This is a genomic window from Streptococcus gwangjuensis, assembly GCF_028156745.1.
GTDB lineage: Bacteria > Bacillota > Bacilli > Lactobacillales > Streptococcaceae > Streptococcus > Streptococcus gwangjuense_A.
This window is the reverse complement of sequence record NZ_JAODJG010000038.1, coordinates 135,511-158,040: the sequence shown is the minus strand read 5'-3', so window position 1 is coordinate 158,040 and position 22,530 is coordinate 135,511. Positions and strand designations below refer to the sequence as shown.

The window sequence follows — 22,530 nt, the reverse complement described above, 5'->3', positions numbered from 1 at the left end:
GACGTGAAGCAAGAAACATGGCACAGTTGTATTATCGTTATGGGACCATGAACTCTGGAAAGACAATCGAGATTCTCAAGGTGGCCTATAACTACGAGGAGCAAGGAAAAGGTGTTGTGATTATGACCTCGGCTCTGGATACGCGTGACGGTATTGGCTATGTGTCGAGTCGGATTGGCATGAAGCGCCCAGCTATTGCGATTGAGGAAACGACGGATATCTTCGGGTATATCCGAGACCTATCAGAAAAACCTTACTGTGTGCTGGTCGATGAGGCCCAGTTTCTCAAACGTCACCATGTTTACGACCTAGCTCGTGTTGTCGATGAGCTAGACATCCCTGTCATGGCTTTTGGTTTAAAAAATGACTTTCGCAATGAATTGTTCGAAGGTTCCAAATATCTCTTGCTCTTAGCAGATAAGATTGACGAAATCAAAACCATCTGCCAGTATTGTAAGAAAAAGGCGACTATGGTCTTGCGTACACAGGATGGATTGCCTGTTTACGATGGAGAACAGATCCAGATAGGTGGTAATGAAACCTATATCTCAGTTTGCCGTAAACATTATTTTGCACCTGAAATCAATAAGGAGAATGAAGAAAAATGAACATCTATGATCAACTACAAGCTGTAGAAGACCGTTATGAAGAATTAGGAGAGTTGCTCAGTGACCCTGATGTCGTTTCAGACACCAAGCGTTTCATGGAGCTTTCAAAAGAAGAAGCTTCAACTCGTGACACTGTAACAGCTTACCGTGAATACAAACAAGTCCTTCAAAACATCGTTGATGCCGAAGAGATGATTAAGGAATCAGGCGGAGATGCGGATTTGGAAGAAATGGCTAAGCAAGAACTCAAAGATGCTAAGGCTGAAAAAGAAGAATACGAAGAGAAACTGAAAATCTTGCTTCTTCCAAAGGATCCAAACGATGACAAGAATATCATCCTTGAAATCCGTGGAGCAGCTGGTGGAGATGAAGCAGCACTATTCGCTGGGGATTTGCTAACCATGTACCAAAAGTATGCAGAAGCCCAAGGCTGGCGCTTTGAAGTCATGGAAGCCTCAATGAACGGCGTAGGTGGTTTCAAAGAAGTGGTTGCCATGGTTTCGGGTCAATCTGTATACTCTAAACTCAAGTATGAGTCTGGTGCTCACCGTGTCCAACGTGTCCCTGTGACAGAAAGCCAGGGCCGTGTACATACTTCAACAGCGACAGTTCTTGTCATGCCTGAAGTGGAAGAAGTAGAATACGATATTGATCCAAAAGACCTTCGTGTTGACATTTACCACGCATCAGGTGCTGGTGGACAGAACGTCAATAAGGTTGCGACTGCCGTTCGTATCGTTCACTTACCAACCAATATCAAGGTTGAGATGCAGGAAGAACGTACCCAGCAGAAGAACCGTGAGAAGGCCATGAAAATCATCCGTGCGCGTGTTGCTGACCATTTTGCTCAGATAGCCCAAGATGAACAAGATGCCGAGCGTAAGTCAACAATCGGTACTGGTGACCGTTCAGAACGAATTCGTACTTATAATTTCCCACAAAACCGTGTCACAGACCACCGTATCGGCTTAACTCTCCAAAAATTAGATACCATTTTGTCCGGTAAATTGGATGAAGTTGTGGATGCCTTGGTTCTTTATGACCAAACACAAAAATTAGAAGAATTAAACAAATAATGAAATTAGCTCAATTATTTTCAGATTTTGAAGAAGAGTTGATTAGACAAGGAGAGGAAGCAGAAAGCCTCTCTTTTGTCTATCGTAGCCTGAAAAATCTCTCTTTTACAGATTTCGTTTTTGCCCTTCAGCAGGAAGTGACGGAAGAGGATGAAGTATTTGTAAAAGGAATTTTCCAGCAGTTAGCAGCTCATAAACCGGCACAGTATATCATCGGACAGGCAGATTTTTATGGAATGCAGTTAAAAGTGGATGAGCGAGTATTGATTCCTCGTCCAGAAACAGAGGAGTTGGTTGAGCTTATCCTTGCTGAAAATCCTGAGACGAATCTGTCAGTTCTGGATATCGGTACTGGAAGTGGTGCCATAGCTCTTGCCTTAGCAAAAAACAGACAAGATTGGTCAGTAACAGCAGCGGATATTTCCCAATATGCTTTAGATTTAGCTAGCGAAAATGCTAAAAATCAAAAACTTAATATATTTTTTAAAAAATCTGATTGTTTTGCAGAAATTTCTGAAAAATATGATATAATTGTATCCAATCCACCCTATATCTCTCATGAAGATGAGTCGGAGGTTGGTTTGAATGTTTTGCATTCGGAACCTCATCTAGCTCTCTTTGCAGACGAGGATGGCCTAGCTATTTACCGTAGAATTGCGGAAGATGCAACAGACTATCTCAAAGATGGTGGTAAGATTTACCTTGAAATTGGATACAAGCAAGGTCAAAGTGTTCCTGAACTTTTTAGGAAACATCTTCCTGAAAAACGAGTACGAACACTCAAGGACCAGTTTGGTCAAGATAGGATGGTTGTCGTTGATGATAAACAAGATTAGACAAGAATTAGAAAAGGGAGGGGCTGTTGTTCTGCCTACTGAGACAGTTTACGGTCTTTTTTCCAAGGCTCTAGACGAAAAAGCAGTTGATCATGTATACCAACTCAAACGTCGTCCTAGAGATAAGGCGCTCAATCTAAATATCGCCTCTCTAGAGGACATATTGCACTTTTCAAAGAATCAGCCAGCTTATCTACCAAAACTTGTCGAGATCTTTTTACCAGGTCCCTTGACCATTATTCTCGAAGCCAATGACCGAGTTCCCTTTTGGGTCAATTCTGGCCTTGCAACGGTGGGATTTCGGATGCCGAGTCATCCCATTACCCTGGATTTGATTCGAGAGACAGGTCCCTTGATTGGACCTTCTGCCAATATCTCGGGGCAGGCAAGCGGAGTGACCTTTGATCAAATTCTAGAGGATTTTGACCAAGAGGTTCTGGGTCTTAAAGACGATGATTTTCTAACTGGACAGGATTCAACTATTTTGGATTTGTCTGGTGACAAGGTAAAAATCTTACGCCAAGGGGCGATTAAGCGAGAAGATATTCTTGCTCAGTTGCCAGAGATTTCTTTTGAGGAGGAATGAGATGCTAAGAGATTTGCAAGAAACAGATGTGAAAGCTATTTGTGACATCAACCAAGAAGCTTTGGGCTATTCTTTTAGTCAAGAGGAGACAGCTAGTCAACTAACTAGATTATCTCAAGATGAACATCATTTCCTACTTGGCTATGAGGATACAGCTAGTCATGTCTTACTTGGTTATGTCCACGCTGAGGTTTACGAATCCCTTTATTCCAAAGCAGGATTTAATATTTTAGCTTTAGCAGTTTCACCTCAAGCGCAAGCTCAAGGTATTGGTAAAAGCTTATTACAAGGGTTGGAAGAAGAAGCAAAAAGACGTAATTATGGGTTTATCCGCTTAAACTCTGCCGATCATCGTCTGGGTGCTCATGCATTTTATGAAAAAGTTGGTTATACTTGTGATAAAGTGCAGAAACGGTTTATTCGCATCTTTTAGTTTATTTTCTTAGACTAATGGACCAGTCACACTATAAAGGAGAAGACCTATGATTTTTGACAAAGATGATTTTAAAGCATACGATGCTGATCTCTGGAATGCTATTGCCAAAGAAGAAGAACGCCAACAAAACAACATTGAGTTGATTGCTTCGGAAAACGTAGTTTCCAAGGCTGTTATGGCAGCTCAAGGGTCTATCTTGACGAATAAATATGCCGAAGGCTACCCGGGTCGCCGTTACTATGGTGGAACTGATGTGGTAGATGTGGTAGAAACTCTAGCCATTGAACGTGCAAAAGAAATTTTCGGTGCTAAATTCGCCAACGTCCAACCTCACTCAGGAAGCCAAGCCAACTGTGCTGCTTACATGGCCTTGATTGAGCCTGGCGATACGGTTATGGGAATGGATTTGGCAGCAGGTGGTCACTTGACTCATGGTGCTCCTGTTAGCTTCTCAGGTCAAACCTACAACTTTGTTTCTTATAGTGTGGATCCTGAAACGGAATTCTTGGACTTTGATGCTATCTTGAAACAAGCCCAAGAAGTAAAACCAAAATTGATTGTAGCAGGTGCTTCAGCCTATTCTCAAATTATCGACTTTTCAAAATTCCGTGAAATTGCGGATGCTGTTGGTGCGAAGCTCATGGTCGATATGGCACATATTGCTGGTTTGGTGGCGGCTGGTCTACATCCAAGCCCAGTGCCATACGCTCACATCACGACAACAACGACCCACAAAACCCTTCGAGGACCTCGTGGTGGTTTGATTTTGACTAATGACGAAGAACTTGCCAAGAAAATCAATTCAGCTATTTTCCCTGGTATTCAAGGTGGTCCTTTGGAGCATGTTGTGGCAGCTAAAGCTGTTTCTTTCAAAGAAGTCTTAGATCCGGCTTTCAAGGAATATGCTGCTAATGTTATCAAAAACAGCAAGGCTATGGCAGATGTCTTCTTGCAAGACCCTGATTTCCGTATTATTTCTGGCGGAACTGAAAACCACCTCTTCCTAGTGGATGTGACTAAGGTTGTAGAAAACGGAAAAGTTGCTCAAAACTTGCTGGATGAAGTCAATATTACCCTAAATAAAAACTCAATCCCTTACGAAAGCTTGTCACCATTCAAGACAAGTGGTATTCGTATCGGAGCAGCAGCCATTACTGCACGTGGATTTGGTGAAGAAGAAAGTCGCAAAGTGGCTGAACTGATCATTAAAACCCTTAAAAATGCAGAAAATGATGCTGTCTTAGAAGAAGTGAGAAGTGCAGTCAAAGAATTGACAGATGCCTTCCCATTATACGAGGACTAATACTTTTATGGACATTTATATTAAGAAAGCCATTATCCATCAGTTCAGTCCGGATGATACCGAGCTGTTCCTAGCGGATAAGTTTCTCAATATCACTCCAAAAATCGAAGAATACTTGCGTAAAAAAATTGAACGTGTGTATTCAGATGAAGCTAAGACTGGGATTTTCGAAGAAGAAAATCCCTTCTTCAATCACATCACAGACGATTTGTTGGAGACATCAGTAACACTGGCTAATCTCTGGAAAGAGGAGTTCAGTATTTCTGAAAATATAAAGACCAATGACTTGATTTTTGTGCAATTTTCTAAAGAAGGTGTAGAACATTTCGCTTTCTTACGAATTGCTCTGCGGGAGACCTTGACCCACCTCGGAGGAGAAGTTGATAATCCAATCAAGCTAACTCAGAATAACCTGCCTGGATTTGGAACGGGTGCCGACGAAGCCTTGGTGGTCAATCTTCAGAGTCGCAAGTACCATCTGATTGAAAAACGAATCAAGTACAACGGGGCTTTCTTGAACTATTTTTCAGACAATCTCCTTGCCGTCGCCCCTAAGATTTCACCTAAGAAATCCATCAAGGAACTGGAAAAAACAGCCCAGAGAATTGCTGAAACTTTTAACACAGATGATTTTCAATTTCAATCCAAGGTCAAATCAGCCATTTTCAACAACCTAGAAGAAAGCAATGAATTGTCACCAGAAAAATTGGCCAACGACCTTTTTGACAATAATCTGACGGCTCGTTTGAGCTTTATTGATCAAGTAAAGGAAGCTGTACCAGAGCCTGTTCAATTTGATGAAATTGATGCCAGTCGTCAGCTTAAAAAATTTGAAAACCAAAAACTTTCCTTGTCAAATGGAATTGAGCTCATCGTTCCCAATAACGTCTATCAAGACGCCGAGTCTGTTGAGTTTATCCAAAATGATAATGGAACCTACTCTATCTTAATCAAAAATATCGAGGATATCCAAAGTAAATAATGTTTAAACGAATTCGAAGAGTGCTTGTACTAGCAGTCTTCCTTTTTGCTGGCTATAAAGCTTACCGCGTTCACCAGGATGTCAAGCAAGTCATGACCTATCAACCCATGGTGCGAGAAATCTTGAGTGAAAAAGACACCCCAGCAAACGAAGAGCTTGTGCTCGCTATGATTTATACCGAAACGAAAGGAAAAGAAGGCGATGTCATGCAGTCTAGTGAGTCTGCAAGTGGTTCTACCAACACTATCAATGATAATGCCTCTAGCATTCGGCAAGGCGTTCAAACTTTGACAGACAATCTCTATCTGGCCCAGAAGAAGGGGGTAGATGTTTGGACAGCTGTTCAAGCCTATAATTTTGGACCTGCCTATATCGATTTTATCGCCCAAAATGGTAAGGAAAACACCTTGGCTCTGGCCAAACAGTACTCTCATGAGACTGTTGCTCCCTTACTTGGCAATACCACAGGAAAGACTTATAGTTATATTCACCCCATTTCCATTTTTCACGGTTCTGAACTCTATGTAAATGGAGGAAACTATTATTATTCTAGACAGGTGCAACTCAACCTTTACATCATCAAAACTTTCACTCTCTTTTCGACATCTGGCTAGTCCAGGTGTTTTTGCTATAAGTTTTCTTTAAGATAGATATATTACTCTAGAAAGGTAAAGGAGGGAATTCCCTATGAGAAAGAAACTCTTTCTGACTAGTGCTGCGGTCTTGTGGGCAGTAACAGCTATGAATAGCGTCCATGCAGCAACAGATGTGCAAAAAGTTATCGATGAAACCTATGTCCAACCTGAATATGTCCTAGGTTCATCATTGTCTGAAGATCAAAAAAATCAAACCCTTAAAAAACTAGGCTACAATGCCTCAACAGACACCAAAGAACTAAAGACCATGACACCTGATGTCTATTCTAAGATTATGAATGTGGCCAATGACTCTAGTTTACAATTGTATTCATCAGCCAAGATTCAAAAGCTAGGTGACAAATCGCCACTTGAGGTCAAGATTGAAACACCAGAAAACATCACTAAGGTGACTCAGGATATGTACCGAAATGCAGCCGTAACTTTGGGTGTGGAACACGCCAAAATCACTGTAGCAGCCCCTATTCCAGTTACAGGTGAGAGTGCCTTAGCAGGGATTTACTATTCGCTAGAAGCTAATGGTGCAAAGGTTCCGCAAGCCAATAAAGACTTGGCTCAAGAAGAGTTGAAGGCTTTGTCCGATATCAATGCTGAAAACAAGGACAAGTCAGGCTATGATGCTAATAAATTAAACGTTGCCCTCACTGATATCAAGTCAGGACTTGCCAAAGCTAAGGAAAGCAAGGGAAATCTGACAGAGGAAGATGTCCGCAAAATCGTTGAAGATACCTTAAAAAATTACAAACTTGATCAGGTTATAACAGGAAACCAGATCAATATCATCATCAATTTTGCTTTGAATCTCTCAAAGAGTGATATCCTCAGCAATGCAGACTTCACTAAAACACTAAATGACCTTAAACAAAGTATCGTATCACAAGCTGGTGACAGTTTTAAAAATATCAACCTTAACTTTGATGCGGATAAGGCACTAGAGGACGGCGGTAACTTCTTAAGCTTCCTCTGGCAAGCCATTGTCAACTTTTTTAAGAGTTTTGGTTCTTAAGAAATTTCATGGTATAATAGATGGTAACCGTAACGTTGCCGTCTTTTTTGTCGGCCAATAGAAAGAGAAGAGAATGTTAAAGAAAAATGATATTGTAGAAGTTGAAATTGTTGATTTGACCCATGAAGGTGCAGGAGTTGCCAAGGTAGATGGTTTGGTCTTTTTTGTAGAGAATGCTTTACCAAGTGAAAAAATCCTCATGCGTGTCCTCAAGGTCAATAAAAAGATTGGTTTTGGGAAGGTTGAAGAATACCTTGTTCAATCACCACACCGTAATCAAGATTTAGATTTGGCTTACTTGCGTTCAGGAATCGCGGATTTAGGTCATCTTGCCTATCCAGAACAGCTCAAATTTAAAACCAAGCAAGTCAAGGACAGTCTATATAAGATTGCTGGAATTGCTGATGTAGAGGTTGCTGAAACGCTTGGTATGCAAAACCCAGTCAAGTACCGCAACAAGGCACAGGTGCCTGTTCGTCGTGTTAATGGTGTCTTGGAAACTGGCTTTTTCCGTAAGAATTCCCATGACCTCATGCCTCTAGAAGGTTTCTTTATCCAAGATCCTGTGATTGATGAGGTAGTTGTAGCCCTACGCGACTTGCTCCGTCGTTATGATTTGAAACCTTATGATGAAAAGGAACAATCTGGCTTGATTCGAAACCTTGTAGTGCGTCGTGGGCACTATTCTGGCCAAATCATGGTCATTTTGGTAACAACTCGTCCCAAAGTTTTCCGTGTGGAACAATTGATTGAACAACTAATCAAGCAATTCCCAGAGATTGTGTCTGTTATGCAAAATATCAACGATCAGAACACCAATGCTATTTTTGGTAAGGAATGGCGCACACTTTATGGACAAGACTTTATCACTGACCAGATGTTGGGAAATGACTACCAAATTGCTGGTCCTGCCTTTTACCAAGTTAATACTGAAATGGCTGAAAAACTTTATCAAACAGCCATTGACTTTGCTGAATTAAAAGAAGATGACGTGGTCATTGATGCCTATTCTGGTATCGGGACGATTGGCCTCTCTGTTGCCAAACATGTCAAGGAAGTCTATGGTGTTGAAGTGATTCCAGAAGCAGTAGAGAATAGCAAAAAGAATGCTCAGCTGAACAATATTTCAAATGCCCACTATGTTTGTGATACAGCTGAAAATGCTATGAAAAATTGGCTCAAGGAAGGAATTCAACCAACCGTTATCTTGGTTGACCCTCCACGCAAGGGCTTAACCGAAAGCTTTATCAAGGTAAGCAGCCAAACAGGTGCTGAACGCATCGCTTATATCTCTTGTAATGTCGCAACTATGGCGCGTGATATCAAACTCTACCAAGAGTTAGGATATGAACTGAAGAAAGTCCAGCCGGTTGATTTATTTCCGCAAACGCATCATGTGGAGACGGTAGTATTGATGTCAAGGGTTGAAAAATAAGAGTGTGAAAACCTTTTGATTTCAGAGTGTTTGTGGAATTTGGAATTCTATTTTATGATGCCAATAATCCTGTCAAACGCCCTAAAATCAAGGGCTTGGGAACATATCCATGAGGATAGTTGAGTGGACAGAATAGATATGGGGTAGGTTGAGTTGATAAGATTACTATTCCAAGGGTGAGTTGATATGATGATTAAATAGACTAATCACCATTGATAAATTCTAATCATATGTTGATTAGACAAGTGCAGGTAGGTGAGAAAACATGCCGAATAATTCAAACGTTTATTATATTCCCCCGAAGCCAAAAAGGGAAAAGCGTGTCGGGATTTATTGTCGTGTAAGTACAAATAGCATGGATCACCTTCAAAGCCTGACTGCTCAAATATCGCATTTGACCAGATTGATTGCCTCAATGCTGCAATGGGTTTTAGCTGACGTTTATATAGACATTGCTACAAGTAAAACAGGTTCATCCAGAAAAGAGTTCAATCAGATACTTGACAATTGCCGTTCAAGAAAGCTGGATATAGTTATAACGAAAAATATTAGTAGATTCGGCAGAGATACGGTTGAAATATTAGATGCTCTTAATCAATTAAAAACGCTTGGTGTTCATGTAATGTTTGAGCAGGAAGAATTGGATACTGAAAATACAGACAGTGACTTGATGATAGCAATTGTTGAAGCACTTGCACAAGGTGAAAACGAGTCAAGAAGTGAAAATATAAAATGGGGAATTAAGCAGCGTGCAGCACAGGGGACTTCGAAAATCTATGATAGAAAGTGTTATGGTTACAAACATGATGCTGATGGAAAGCTGGTTATTGATGAAGAACAGGCTAAAAATGTTAGGTTGATATTTGATTTATATCTCAGCGGTCAAAGTATTTTAGGCATTATCAGGGAACTCGAAAAAAGAAAGATTCTCTCTCCAACCGGAAAAGAGAAATGGTGTAAGAGAACGATTGATGTTATGCTGAGTAATGAGAAGTATACTGGTGATGTTAAACTTTTTAAATCAGGAAAAAGCGATGTTCAGTATATGGCATCAGAAAACAACCCTGCGATAATTTCAAAGGAAACTTTTGAGGCAGTGCAGATTGAGAAAGGTCGGAGGAGTAATATTGTGAAAGAGGAAAATGGTAGTAAGAGGAAAAACGAAAAGTATAGTTCTAAAAAGAAGTAATATATAGATTATTTGGTACAGTTAAGGAGAGTTTGTATATGGCAAAACAAAAAAGCTGGAATAATTATTATGAAATCATTGATGAATTAGGAGAAGGCGGAAATGCAAAAGTCTATCGTGTAAAATGTAAAGAAGATAATGAAGAATATGCTTTAAAAGTTTTAGTTGTTGGGGGAAAAGAGAAACGCAGTCGTTTTGTTAATGAAATAAACACCATAAAAGATAATTATCAAATAATAGAGGGAATTATTCCTATCTATAGATTTTCTGTTGAAGAATATTGGTATACAATGCCTATTGCAATATCTGCAGTAGATTATATACTTGAAAATAAATTAGATATTGAAGAAATTGTTAAGGGAATAATTTCTTTAAGTGAAACTTTAGAAAAGCTACATGAAAAAGATATTTGTCATCGTGATATAAAGCCTTCTAATATTTATTATTACAATAACAGATTTGCATTTGGCGATTTTGGATTAGTTGATTTTCCAAATAATACAGATGACTTTACTAAATCTGATAAAGGGCTTGGAGCAATTTTTACTATTGCACCAGAAATGAAGCGAAATCCTAAAAAAGCAGATAGTAAAAAAGCAGATGCTTTTTCGTTAGCAAAAACAATGTGGATGTTTTTAACTAATAATGAAAAAGGATTTGATGGGGTATATAATTATTTAGATCCTAGCCATAGTTTACGCTATTTGGAGCAATATAAAAACACCCATCTTGTAGAAATAGATGAACTTCTCAAAGATTCTACTGATAATAATCCAGATGTTCGTCCAACAATTGAGGAATTTAAGGAAAGATTAATTAATTGGATTGATGTATATTCTGACATAGATAAATCTCAAGCCAGTGACTGGAATTTCCTAAATAAACAGTTATTTGGACTCAATCCTCCAGAATCATCATCATGGAGGAATATTAATAAAATTGTGAAGATTCTAAATATTATTGGTAAAACACCTGCATATAATCATATGCTTTTTCATGATAAAGGTGGATTGGACTTTTCTTTTGCAGAAATAGCAGATGAAGAGAACTGTATAAAATTGTATGATACATCAGGTTTTTGTTATATAGTAAGACCAAAAATATTATATTTTGAAGGGTTCAATGAAAATTACAGGTGGAATTATTTTCTGTTGGAATTTGACAAATTATCTCCTATTCTTAGCGCAGAAGACGATTGTGATAATGAACATTTAGTTGAGGATTATCCTGCCCATTATGTTTCGGCTCAGTATGCACAATACGGTGTTTATGATTATGAAACAGCAATTCCTTTGCCCAAAGGATTTCAAACAGTATACCGTTATATTAGGGGAAAATTCTTAATTGTATTGAAAAATGGACCGTACAATGGAATAAATGGAACATATGATGGAAGACATGGTGATTGCAGTGCTAGTGAATTTAGAAATTATATCGAATGGCTGTTAAATCTTTATTCAAAATTATATCAGTATATAAAGAGTAATGATGAGTTTAAGGGTTTACCGGATGAAGAAATAGAAGATAGAATATTAAATTTGGGAGAATTTAATAAAAATCCGTTTAAAAAAGATTTGTTTAAGGAATACGATGTATCTAATAGAAAGAAAAAATATTCAGAGCGTAAAAAAAGCAAAGATTATATAAAACAAAATTTTATGAATTGGGACTTTTGCGATATGCTCCAAATTTGTCCATTGACGAATTCCGCGACTATAAAATTTGTCTTTGAATTTTTACCTTCGGGAAATGAAATTTCTTTAGGACTATTTGAAGAAATGAATTATTATATTTGTACAGATGGACACATTAAAAAAATGAATCCATATTCAGATGAGAAATGTTTTTGTCTTTATGATAGAAAAGCAGCTATTGATTTAGAATATAATCTTGAAAAAAGAGTTTCCGAAATTCTTAAACAAAATGGTTTGGCAGAGCTAGAATACGAAACATATTTTTCGGTGAGAGCAATTAGATGCGGAAAACCCATACATTTGTTTACTAAGCAGGAAATTGAGGTGGCTATGAGATATGCAGATGATAGGTTAGATAATCAGCTTGTAATTGATGAAAATGGATATGCAAAAGTAATAGAAAGAGATGAAGGTTCTTATTTATATCCAGTGAGACATGAATTATGGTGTTCAGGTAATATGTATGTAGGTAAATATTCAAGCTTATCTACATTAGAAGATGATTATATTTCATCATTGCAGGGATGGCTATTATATTTAAAAACAGGAAGACCTCAGTATATGGATTATGTACATGATAATCGTAATGAAAAAGATTTAATACAAGAAATTATGACCTATTATTAAATTTTAATATTTAGCTGATATAACATCATAATAGCCTAATTAAAAAAGAAAGAATGATAAGACAAAATAGTTACAAAAGCCTTAAACATCAAGTAATATAATAGTTGTGGATATGTTTGGAAATAGCCTAACTATTACATGTTGAGTGCGTGGTATTGATGTCAAAAGTACAAAAGTGAAAGGTTAGAAAAAACTTAAAATCAAAGAAATCTAGGAATTGAAGCATATGATTTTGATTTTAGGATTCTTCTTGTTAATGATTTATGAGAAGTCATCCAGCCAAAAATTGTAGTATGCTTGAGTTACAAAATGTAAATGGGTGTATACATTCTGCCACAGCAGCTGCACTTAATCATGAACTTGTAACAAAGTTTGCTAAAGAGTTTATGAGATTATATAATGGGATTTATTTTCAAGTAAAGAGAGATTAGAATTTGTAGTGGTGGTTTATGGAAGATAAAAAAAAATTCAACTCGGAAAGTTATATTAGGAAGTTTTTTGGCGATTTCTTGCTTAGCAGTATCACAGGGGATAGCATTAGGAGTAGGTACATTTATTGCAAAAATTGGTATTCCTGTATGGATTGCAAATATTATCTCAGCACTTATGTATATATCGGTTTTCCTTTTAGGGATGAAGATACTTACAAAAAGACTATTAAGAGGAAGTTTATCCATCTACAGGATAACACCAGTCAGATTGCATTTTAAATATTTCATACTTGCATTTACTATGACTGGCTTTGTTATAGCCTGCTTAATACTATCGGGAGGGATTTTTACAGCAGGAAATGGAGAACATAAATTGGAAATCATAACATCTTCCTTGTTGTTTTACGGACTAGCTACGGGCATTGTTTAGGAAAGTGTCTTTAGAGGGGTAATTCTAAGCATATTTGAGGAAAGATGGAATCGCTCGATAGCAATATTTCTACCATCAATAGTATTTGGAATTTTGCATATAGTAGGCAGTGATTTAGATCTAATTAGTATAGTTCAGTTGATAATTGCTGGTACATTGGTTGGTATATTATTCTCCCTAATTGCAATTGAGAGCAATATTATTTGGAATAGTGCAATTGTCCATGGTATCTGAAATATGGTTTTTGTTGGCAATATTATTCATTTCGGAACAAAAAGTGAGGGTGATTCTATCTATAATTTCGTATTGTCTTCAGGAAATAGATGGATTACAGGTGGCGATTTTGGATTAGAAGCATCTATTTTTGCAATTATCGCTTATACCATTTTTGCACTTTTGGTTTTTATATGGATTATGAGAAAACATAAATGATATAAATCCCAGTTTGCCGAAGTAATACCTTTTAACGATAACTTTATGATATCGTTAAAAGGTTTATAGATATGTTTCCATATACAGACAAGACTACATGGAATACTTAGTGTTCACTCGTGCTACGTGGAGTGTGTAAGTTTGCTTGTAAAAGTCTAGAATTCTTGGAATGAATCAATAATGAAAAGCCTTGATTGTAAGGCTTTTTTTGCATTTTTGTGATAAAATATAGTTAGTTATAAATCGAGAGCAACTAAGAAGCAGTAAAAATATTATTCATAAAATAATCAAGATAAGGGCGATAAAATGACAGAAACTGACAAAAAGGATTTAAAAAATTATCTTTGTTTTACATTCGGAATTACTTATATAGCTTGGGGGCTTCTTGCTATATTTACACAATTTACTATTTTGGGATTAGAAACGTTTATAGGGAGAACATTACATATAGTTGGTGCACTTGGACCAGCTATTGCAAGTGGATTTTATTTGAAAAGTAAAAATGTAAAATTTAAACATTTCTTATTTAATCAGAGAAAAAATAGTAGTATTTATTTCATTATTCATATGTTAGCAATTTTGATACTATTTTCTGTATCTTCCTTAGAATTAAATGGAGTATCCATTTATCTGATGCCATTATTCTTTATACAACTAATTTTTTTTGGTGGTGGACATGAAGAATTAGGATGGAGAGGAATATTACAACCCTTACTTGATAAAAAATATACTTATTGGCAATCTAATTTGATTATAGGATCAATTTGGGGGATTTGGCATATGCCTTTATGGTTTATAGTTGGAGAAAGTCATCAAAGATTTCCTTTTATTTTATTTTTTATATATACACTATTTTTAAGTTTTGTTATAGGGCTTCTTTACCGTCAAACGAAATCTGTGGGATACTGTGTATTATTTCATGTATTCGCAAATTTGTTAAATCTCTATTTTGTGTTAAAAATTAATTTTATTTTTATTATCATTTTTATTGTTTATTTAATCTATACTATATTGGCAAGTAACAGAATTAGTAAGGAAAAAATATTATAAATTTTTGATCAGTATAACTATTATCGAAAGTAATGATTGATATATTTAGATGATCAATGTTAGTGAATTTCAATTCGATGAGGCATCACTGCTTGTTCAAACAGATTGACAAGGATGTAGTTAGTGAAAGTCCTAAAGTAAGGAGTTTAAACATGAAATTCCATGAATTTGGTGATAAGAATTTGCCTCCTATCTTACTGATACATGGTGGTGGCAGTTCTTGGTGGAATTATCTTCGTCAAGCACGAATCTTGTCAGAAGAATACCATGTTATTCTACCCACTTTGAATGGTCACGGCGAGGAATATCAACTTGATTATGTTTCTACTGAAGATTCTGCTTTGGAGATTCTAGACTATATCAAAGCAAACTGTGGTGGGAAATTGTTTGCAATCGGTGGTGTTTCACTTGGTGGTCAAATTGCCATGGAGCTTTTGTCTTTAGACAGTGAAATTGCTGAGAAGGCCATCATAGACGGAAGCCTCTGTATTCCTCAACCAAGGTTAGCTAAAATCAGCCTCTTTCTAGTGTCTCTGTTTGCTAAACTGATGTTCAATAAATTCTCTTGCAAACTTCAGTTAAGCATGATGAACAAACTCTATCCTAAACTGGCTTATCCAGAGGAAATAAAAGCTTATTATTTGGAGGATCTTCCAAGGACGCCTATCAAAACATTGGTGACCATTTACAAAAACTATATGGGATGTTACAAGCTGAAAGATGTGATTTCTGCTAGCAAGGCTCAGGTTCTGTATATCTATGGTGAAAAAGAATTGAACTGTGTGAAAGAATCAGCGAAATTATTTCATCAGCTACATTCAAATACAGTTTTGTATGAAGCAAAGGGCTATAACCACGGCTATTTATCAGCTTACCTGCCTTATGAGTGGATTGATTTGGTGGTGCCATTTTTAAAGAGTGACTCATTAGAAATGTGTAACGAATCTGATATGCCATAAGGAGGAAACGGATGCTCGGAGCAATCGTTGGAGACATTATTGGTTCTGTTTACGAATGGAACAATATCAAAACAAAGGACTTTCCTTTATTTCGGAAAGACTGCTTTTTCACAGATGATACGGTAAGTTCGAACCGCTGAGTTTGTGAGTTTATTAGTGAAACGTTGCTAATCCTCAAAATAAAGAAACCCAAATACCATTATTTAGAAATGAAAACCTAAACTGTTTTTAAGGAGGTGTTATATTGATAGAGAGCAGACCTGAGTTTGATAAAATCATATCCTTTGATGAATTTAATAAATACTACTGGTATCGTGATGAACTTTCACAGATATGCAAGACATTGGAACTTGAATATAGGGGTACCAAACAAGAACTCAATCAAATTATTGAGCAGTACTTTAAGGGGAATCTGATTAAAAAATCACCCACAAAAAGAAATAAGAAAAGATTGGAAGCTATTCCCTTAGATACGCCCTTACTTGAATGTGGATTCTCCTTTAACGCTTACTTTAGAGAATATTTCTCAACTTTAACAGATGTTTCCCCTTTTAAATTTTCTGCTGATATGGCTACAGCTTGGAGAAAAGTAAAAAATGAACATGATTTGGCTTTTACAATTAAAGATATGCTAAAAGTTTATTATGGAAATTCAGATTATGCCAAGTATGACCATTCAGTTTGTCAATGGAATCAATTTTTAAAGGATTTCTGTGCAGACGAAAATAGTCGTAATTACTCAAACAAGTTAAAAGTAGCTTCTATTCTTTGGAAAGAAGTTAGAAATTCAAAAGCTGAAAAAATTTATTCAAAGAATCTTTTGACTGAATATGCTGATAAAATAAACGAGTATATATCAGTCTAAACCAAGAGTTCACAAGGAGGAATTTTATGCTAGGAGCAATTATTGGAGATATTGTCGGTTCTGTTTATGAATGGAACAATATCAAAACGAAGGACTTTCCTTTATTTCGGAAAGACTGCTTTTTTACAGATGACACGGTTATGACCTGTGCTGTCGCAGAAGCAATCATGAATGGTGGGCAAAAGAATGACTTTATTGACGCCATGAAGAAATATGGTAGAATGTATCCTGATGCTGATTATGGTGCTCGCTTTAATGCATGGCTAAACAGCGATAACCGTGAGCCTTATAATAGCTTTGGGAATGGTTCGGCTATGCGTGTTTCTCCATGCGCTTGGTCCATGGACTGTAGTTTTTATGCTAGAACCGGAATGTGGCCATCATCTAGAGAACTTGCGAGTCTTTCTGCAGAGGTAACTCATAATCATCCGGAAGGTATCAAAGGTGCTATGGCTACAGCTGATGCTATCTTTCTGTGTCGTTTTTACTTTGGTGGTTATTGTAGAGAATACGAGCAATCAATTAACGACAATCCTACAGAGTGTAAAAGACGGATTAAGGATTATATAGAGAAGGAATACGGCTACAATCTATCTCAAACTTTAGATGAAATCCGCCCTAACTATCGTTTTAACGAAACATGTCAGGAAACTGTCCCTCAAGCCATTATTGCCTTTCTTGAAAGTATAGACTTTGAAGATGCGATAAGAAATGCCATCTCACTTGGTGGCGACAGTGATACTCTCGCTGCAATCACTGGAAGTATAGCCGAGGCAGCTTATCGTATTCCTGACTGGATAAAGGATAAGGCATTTTCTTACTTGGATGAATCGTTAAAGGATGTAGTTATGCGATGGGAAAATAGAATAAAAGTGTATTGATCTCCAGTACGTCAGATTTCTCTTTTCTGTAATTTCATTGTATAATGGGAGTACATTTACTTGCATACGATGAAATGTAACCATTTCTAACGAATATTAAGGAGAACATTAATGAAAAAAGCAATGGTAATTATCAACCCTACCTCTGGTGGGGAGAAGGCTTTGGATTACAAAGAAAAGCTGGAGAATAAAGCAAAAGAATACTTTGAGCACGTGGAAACCAAAATTACCGAAAAGGCGCTGGATGCAACATATTTTGCTGAGGAAGCTTCTCGTGAGCAGTACGATGCAGTGGTCGTGTTTGGTGGAGATGGGACTGTCAACGAAGTCATTTCGGGTATTGCTGAGAAAGACTACATTCCTAAGTTGGGTATTATCCCAGGCGGTACGGGTAACCTCATTACAAAACTTTTGGAAATCAATCAAGACATCGATGGTGCAATTGACGAACTGGATTTTGATTTAACCAATAAGATTGATATCGGTAAAGCAAATGACAATTATTTTGGTTATATCTTTAGTATCGGTTCACTTCCTGAGGCGATTCACAATGTGGAGATTGAGGACAAGACAAAATTCGGTATTTTAGCCTATGCTGTAAATACCATGAAGTCTGTCATGACGGATCAGGTCTTTAACATTAAGGTCGAGACAGAAAATGGAAATTATATTGGTGAAGCGAGCCATGTTTTGGTTCTCTTGACAAATTACTTCGCTGACAAAAAAATCTTTGAAGAAAACAAAGACGGCTATGCCAATATTTTGATTCTTAAAGATGCTTCTATATTCTCTAAATTATCCGTTATTCCTGATTTACTAAAAGGAGATGTTGTCGGCAATGATAATATTGAGTATATCAGAGCGCGTAATATTAAAATCTCTTCAGATAGTGAATTGGAGTCAGATGTTGATGGCGATAAATCGGATAACCTACCTGTAGAAATCAAAGTCCTAGCTCAGCGAGTTGAAGTATTTTCAAAACCGAAAGAGTAAAAGATAAAAATTAGTTTATTATTCACAACGAAATGAAGTTCTATATCAACGATTGGAGGAGGAATGAATTCTCTATTTGATGAATTTCGAACAATTTGTTCTCATTTAAACCAAGTCGGAATCACTCCGACGCTCATGGGGTCTTTGGGTTTTGAATACCGTTCAAATGAAGAATGGGGGCCGTCTGACATTGACATTCATGTGCCTGGTGACCCTAGAGGTTGGGAAGCTCCTGACCATCTCAGAATCTATGACTGGGACAAGATAATGAAAGTGATGAATCACTTAGGTTACGCCTTAATAGATATTCATGAGCATGAATTCCAAAAGGATGGTCTGAGTGTTGAATTCGGAAGTATTGATTCTTTACCTGATTTTGCAGGAGTTTCGGAATCGGATATAGAGCTGATTCATCTCGAAAACATCACTTTTCGCGTTCCAAGTTTGGAACAGTTTTTAAGTATTTACAAGGCTTCTTCCCAAGATTCTTATCGAAATGAGCACAATAACAATAAGGACTTTAAAAAGATAGAGTGGCTGGAAAGACAGTTGTAAATCACCATTTAAAAAGTAGTTGGTTGTAAGGCTGGCTGCTTTTTTATTTATAGAACCAAACCACTTGAAACTGCGAACAAGCCTTGCAAATAAAATATGAAAGTAGTATACTAGAATCATAATCATGAAAACGTTTGCGTAAAATTTGAATTAATACTTTAGGAGACAAATTTATGGAATTAAGCGCTATTTACCATAGGCCTGAGTCGGAGTATGCCTATCTTTATAAGAATAAGAAGATTCATATTCGGATTCGGACTAAGAAAGGGGATATTGAAAGCATCAACTTGCATTATGGTGACCCTTTTATCTTTATGGAGGAGTTTTATCAGGATACAAAAGAAATGGCCAAGATAACCTCTGACGCCTTATTTGATTATTGGCAGGTTGAAGTCAAAGTTGATTTTGCACGTATCCAGTATCTCTTTGAACTCAAGGATACAGAAGGTCAAAGTATTTTGTATGGTGATAAAGGTTGTGTCGAAAATTCTCTAGAAAATCTCCATGCTATTGGGAATGGATTTAAGTTGCCCTATCTTCATGAGATTGATGCCTGCAAGGTTCCTGACTGGGTTTCAAATACGGTATGGTATCAGATATTTCCTGAGAGATTTGCCAATGGAAATGCTCGATTAAACCCAGAAGGGACTTTAGATTGGGATTCATCTATCACACCTCAGAGTGATGATTTCTTTGGTGGTGATTTACAGGGGATTATAGACCATCTGGATTATTTGCAAGACTTGGGCATTACTGGACTTTATCTTTGTCCTATCTTTGAATCTACGAGCAATCATAAATACAATACGACAGATTACTTTGAAATTGACCATCATTTTGGAGACAAGGAGACCTTTCGAGAGCTGGTCGAGCAAGCGCATCAGCATGGTATGAAAATCATGCTGGATGCTGTATTTAACCATATTGGTTCACAATCGCCTCAATGGCAAGATGTTGTCGAAAATGGTGAGCAATCTGCTTATAAAGATTGGTTCCATATTCAACAATTCCCAGTGACGACTGAAAAGCTAGCTAATAAGAGAGAGTTACCCTATCATGCTTTTGGTTTCGAGGACTATATGCCTAAGCTAAATACAGCCAATCCAGAGGTAAAGGAGTATCTTTTAAAGGTTGCGACTTATTGGATTGAAGAGTTTGATATTGATGCTTGGCGTTTGGATGTGGCAAATGAGATTGACCATCAGTTTTGGAAGGATTTTCGAAAGGCAGTTTTAGCTAAAAAGCCTGATCTTTATATTTTAGGAGAAGTCTGGCATACGTCTCAGCCTTGGCTAAATGGAGATGAATTCCATGCGGTCATGAATTATCCTTTATCTGATAGTATAAAGGACTATTTCTTACGAGGTGTTAAGCAGACGGACCAGTTCATCGATGAAATCAATGGCCAATCTATGTATTACAAGCAGCAGATTTCAGAAGTTATGTTTAATCTATTGGATTCGCATGATACAGAACGAATCTTGTGGACGGCCAATGAGGATGTTCAACTGGTCAAATCAGCCCTAGCCTTTCTCTTTTTAAAAAAAGGAACACCCTGCATCTATTATGGAACCGAGCTAGCCTTGACCGGAGGACCAGACCCGGATTGTCGTCGTTGTATGCCTTGGGAACGAGTATCAAGTGACAATGATATGTTGAATTTCATGAAGAAGCTAATCAAGATTCGCAAACACGCGTCAGCAATCATTTCGCAAGGCAAGTACAGCCTAAAAGAAATCAAACAAAATGTAGTTGTCTTGGAATGGACATACGAAGGCTGGGTCCTTAAAGCCATCTTTAATCAATCAAAAGATGATTATCTTTTAGAGAAAGAAGTAGTAGAACTAGCAAGCAATTGCCAAGAATTGGAAAATCAGCTTGTCATCTCTCCAAATGGATTTGTGATTTTCTAAAAACTAGTTGATGAAGATTATGGTCCATTTCACCACTTATAAAGTATAATAAGGCTAGTTACTAAACCTGTAAAAGGAGAAAGAGATGAAGAAATCAAGAAAATTAGCCGCATTAGGAATTTGTTCAGCCTTGTTCTTGGGCTTGGCTGCTTGTCAACAACAACATGCTACTTCTGAAGGGACGAATCAAAGGCAAACCAGTTCAGCTAAAGTTCCATGGAAAGCTTCATACACCAATCTAAACAATCAGGTAAGTACAGAAGAGGTTAAATCACTCTTATCAGCCAATTTGGATCCAAATAGTGTTAATGCATTTTTTAATCTTGTAAATGATTACAATACCATTGTCGGGTCAACTGGCTTATCAGGAGATTTCACTTCCTTTACTCACACAGAATACGATGTTGAGAAAATCAGTCATCTCTGGAATCAAAAAAAGGGCGATTTTGTTGGGACCAACTGCCGTATCAATAGTTATTGTCTTTTGAAAAATTCAGTCACTATTCCAAAGCTTGAAAAGAATGACCAATTGCTTTTCCTAGATAACGATGCCATTGATAAGGGAAAGGTCTTTGATGCAAAAGATAAGGAAGAGTTTGATATTCTATTTTCGAGAGTTCCAACTGAAGCAACTACAGATGTCAAGGTTCACGCTGAAAAGATGGAAAAATTCTTCTCTCAATTTCAATTCAACGACAAAGCTCGAATGCTATCTGTAGTCTTGCACGACAATCTGGATGGTGAGTTTCTGTTTGTTGGACACGTTGGTGTTTTAGTGCCTGCTGATGATGGCTTCTTATTTGTAGAGAAATTAACGTTCGAAGAGCCCTACCAAGCGATTAAATTTGCCAGCAAGGAGGATTGTTACAAGTATTTAGGCACCAAGTACGCGGACTATACAGGTGATGGACTGGCTAAGCCTTTCATCATGGATAATGATAAGTGGGTTAATCTTTAATAGTGGTACGATATGACAGTAATCCTAGGACATTTATATTTTTGATGAGTTGGTGGATTATTTCAATCGTTAATATCCAGAAACCACTCTTTAGGGTATTGCACATATTTTCAAAACACTCCATTTGTAGTTTTATCTGGATTGGTATATAATTTAATTTAGAGAAAATAGGAGGACTAATCAAATGGAATTAAAAGATTTTACAGAAAAAGAACAGGAAATGATTAAGAAGGGCCTTACGACGTCTAAGATTAGTGACAAGGAAACTGCTGAGAAAATTCTTGCACTAGTACCACAAGACTTGATTAAGCGAATTCCGTTTTTCGTCAGAAAACATGCTACGACACGTACGATTAAACGCATTTCAATTGAACACCCTGAACTCTACGCTGCAGCTCAAACCAGTGGTGAGATTCCAGAAAAAGAACGCGAAGAATTGCGTCAGATTATCACAACTATCTTTGAACAAAAGATGAATAAGCATAGTATTCGTTAAATACAAAATTTGAGAACTAGAATCTTCTAGTTCTTTTTATATCCGCTTTCATATTATTAAACTTATACAAATCTATATAAAACAATATATTTCCGAACAAAAATAGATGTTTTTTCAAAAAAGTACTTTACAG

General features: G+C 37.1%; 24 protein-coding genes and 1 pseudogene. All 25 read left to right on the top strand.

All coding sequences use genetic code 11. The features are described 5' to 3' along the window. Positions 1–17: 17 nt before the first annotated feature. The 25 genes and pseudogenes from N5909_RS08080 (at position 18) to N5909_RS07965 (ending at position 22,397) form a co-directional block, all read left to right on the top strand. Positions 18–608, top strand: a complete 591-nt coding sequence (locus N5909_RS08080; RefSeq protein WP_020901348.1) for a thymidine kinase — start codon at positions 18–20, stop codon at positions 606–608. Next, a complete protein-coding gene (gene prfA, locus N5909_RS08075; RefSeq protein WP_001028815.1) occupies positions 605–1,684 on the top strand; it encodes a peptide chain release factor 1 in 1,080 nt (359 codons plus the stop codon). Before N5909_RS08080 ends, prfA begins: the two co-directional genes overlap by 4 nt. Further along, the gene (gene prmC, locus N5909_RS08070; protein WP_271631101.1) at positions 1,684–2,520 is read left to right on the top strand and encodes a peptide chain release factor N(5)-glutamine methyltransferase; all 837 of its coding nucleotides are present in this window, start codon (positions 1,684–1,686) and stop codon (positions 2,518–2,520) included. Before prfA ends, prmC begins: the two co-directional genes overlap by 1 nt. Beyond that, positions 2,504–3,106 (top strand): L-threonylcarbamoyladenylate synthase, encoded by a 603-nt coding sequence (locus N5909_RS08065; RefSeq protein WP_033681812.1) that lies wholly within the window; start codon positions 2,504–2,506, stop codon positions 3,104–3,106. The genes prmC and N5909_RS08065 overlap by 17 nt, the downstream gene beginning before the upstream one ends. Before the next feature lies 1 nt (position 3,107). Beyond that, a complete protein-coding gene (locus N5909_RS08060; RefSeq protein WP_033681811.1) occupies positions 3,108–3,539 on the top strand; it encodes a GNAT family N-acetyltransferase in 432 nt (143 codons plus the stop codon). 49 nt (positions 3,540–3,588) lie between these two features. Beyond that, complete coding sequence (gene glyA / locus N5909_RS08055) at positions 3,589–4,845, top strand: serine hydroxymethyltransferase (RefSeq protein ID WP_271631100.1); 1,257 nt, start codon at positions 3,589–3,591, stop codon at positions 4,843–4,845. A gap of 7 nt (positions 4,846–4,852) precedes the next feature. Beyond that, positions 4,853–5,827: a nucleoid-associated protein gene (locus N5909_RS08050; RefSeq protein ID WP_271631099.1), complete on the top strand. Its 975-nt coding sequence runs from the start codon at positions 4,853–4,855 to the stop codon at positions 5,825–5,827. Continuing rightward, complete coding sequence (gene pmp23 / locus N5909_RS08045; protein WP_271631098.1) at positions 5,827–6,441, top strand: cell wall hydrolase Pmp23; 615 nt, start codon at positions 5,827–5,829, stop codon at positions 6,439–6,441. Before N5909_RS08050 ends, pmp23 begins: the two co-directional genes overlap by 1 nt. Before the next feature lie 73 nt (positions 6,442–6,514). Then, complete coding sequence (locus tag N5909_RS08040; protein WP_261026411.1) at positions 6,515–7,489, top strand: DUF1002 domain-containing protein; 975 nt, start codon at positions 6,515–6,517, stop codon at positions 7,487–7,489. Between the two features lie 73 nt (positions 7,490–7,562). After that, positions 7,563–8,924 carry a 23S rRNA (uracil(1939)-C(5))-methyltransferase RlmD gene (rlmD, locus tag N5909_RS08035; protein WP_271631097.1) on the top strand — a complete coding sequence of 454 codons (1,362 nt, stop codon included), beginning with the start codon at positions 7,563–7,565 and terminating at the stop codon, positions 8,922–8,924. A gap of 265 nt (positions 8,925–9,189) precedes the next feature. Further along, complete coding sequence (locus tag N5909_RS08030) at positions 9,190–10,113, top strand: recombinase family protein (protein WP_271631096.1); 924 nt, start codon at positions 9,190–9,192, stop codon at positions 10,111–10,113. Positions 10,114–10,151: 38 nt separating this feature from the next. After that, a complete protein-coding gene (locus tag N5909_RS08025; RefSeq protein WP_271631095.1) occupies positions 10,152–12,434 on the top strand; it encodes a protein kinase domain-containing protein in 2,283 nt (760 codons plus the stop codon). A 498-nt stretch (positions 12,435–12,932) separates the two neighbouring features. Beyond that, positions 12,933–13,295 carry a hypothetical protein gene (locus N5909_RS08020; protein ID WP_271631094.1) on the top strand — a complete coding sequence of 121 codons (363 nt, stop codon included), beginning with the start codon at positions 12,933–12,935 and terminating at the stop codon, positions 13,293–13,295. A 12-nt stretch (positions 13,296–13,307) separates the two neighbouring features. Further along, positions 13,308–13,529, top strand: a pseudogene (locus tag N5909_RS09815) (CPBP family intramembrane glutamic endopeptidase); the annotation flags it as partial. A 3-nt stretch (positions 13,530–13,532) separates the two neighbouring features. Continuing rightward, entirely contained in the window at positions 13,533–13,727 is a 195-nt protein-coding gene (locus N5909_RS08015) for a hypothetical protein (RefSeq protein ID WP_000232313.1), read from the top strand. A 306-nt stretch (positions 13,728–14,033) separates the two neighbouring features. After that, the gene (locus tag N5909_RS08010; RefSeq protein ID WP_271631093.1) at positions 14,034–14,777 is read left to right on the top strand and encodes a CPBP family intramembrane glutamic endopeptidase; all 744 of its coding nucleotides are present in this window, start codon (positions 14,034–14,036) and stop codon (positions 14,775–14,777) included. Between the two features lie 152 nt (positions 14,778–14,929). Beyond that, the gene (locus tag N5909_RS08005) at positions 14,930–15,736 is read left to right on the top strand and encodes an alpha/beta hydrolase (protein WP_271631092.1); all 807 of its coding nucleotides are present in this window, start codon (positions 14,930–14,932) and stop codon (positions 15,734–15,736) included. Between the two features lie 11 nt (positions 15,737–15,747). Beyond that, complete coding sequence (locus N5909_RS08000) at positions 15,748–15,876, top strand: ADP-ribosylglycohydrolase (RefSeq protein WP_271631091.1); 129 nt, start codon at positions 15,748–15,750, stop codon at positions 15,874–15,876. Positions 15,877–15,980: 104 nt separating this feature from the next. Then, positions 15,981–16,601 carry an SAP domain-containing protein gene (locus N5909_RS07995; RefSeq protein ID WP_271631090.1) on the top strand — a complete coding sequence of 207 codons (621 nt, stop codon included), beginning with the start codon at positions 15,981–15,983 and terminating at the stop codon, positions 16,599–16,601. Between the two features lie 26 nt (positions 16,602–16,627). Continuing rightward, entirely contained in the window at positions 16,628–17,482 is an 855-nt protein-coding gene (locus N5909_RS07990; protein WP_271631089.1) for an ADP-ribosylglycohydrolase family protein, read from the top strand. A 111-nt stretch (positions 17,483–17,593) separates the two neighbouring features. Further along, positions 17,594–18,475: a diacylglycerol/lipid kinase family protein gene (locus N5909_RS07985; RefSeq protein WP_271631088.1), complete on the top strand. Its 882-nt coding sequence runs from the start codon at positions 17,594–17,596 to the stop codon at positions 18,473–18,475. Positions 18,476–18,538: 63 nt separating this feature from the next. Continuing rightward, positions 18,539–19,030, top strand: a complete 492-nt coding sequence (locus N5909_RS07980) for a phosphoribosylanthranilate isomerase (protein WP_271631087.1) — start codon at positions 18,539–18,541, stop codon at positions 19,028–19,030. A 173-nt stretch (positions 19,031–19,203) separates the two neighbouring features. Beyond that, entirely contained in the window at positions 19,204–20,943 is a 1,740-nt protein-coding gene (locus tag N5909_RS07975) for a glycoside hydrolase family 13 protein (RefSeq protein WP_271631086.1), read from the top strand. Positions 20,944–21,028: 85 nt separating this feature from the next. After that, positions 21,029–21,901 carry a DUF4300 family protein gene (locus tag N5909_RS07970; protein WP_033681799.1) on the top strand — a complete coding sequence of 291 codons (873 nt, stop codon included), beginning with the start codon at positions 21,029–21,031 and terminating at the stop codon, positions 21,899–21,901. Positions 21,902–22,085: 184 nt separating this feature from the next. Continuing rightward, positions 22,086–22,397 carry a hypothetical protein gene (locus N5909_RS07965; protein ID WP_020901364.1) on the top strand — a complete coding sequence of 104 codons (312 nt, stop codon included), beginning with the start codon at positions 22,086–22,088 and terminating at the stop codon, positions 22,395–22,397. Positions 22,398–22,530 lie beyond the last annotated feature (133 nt).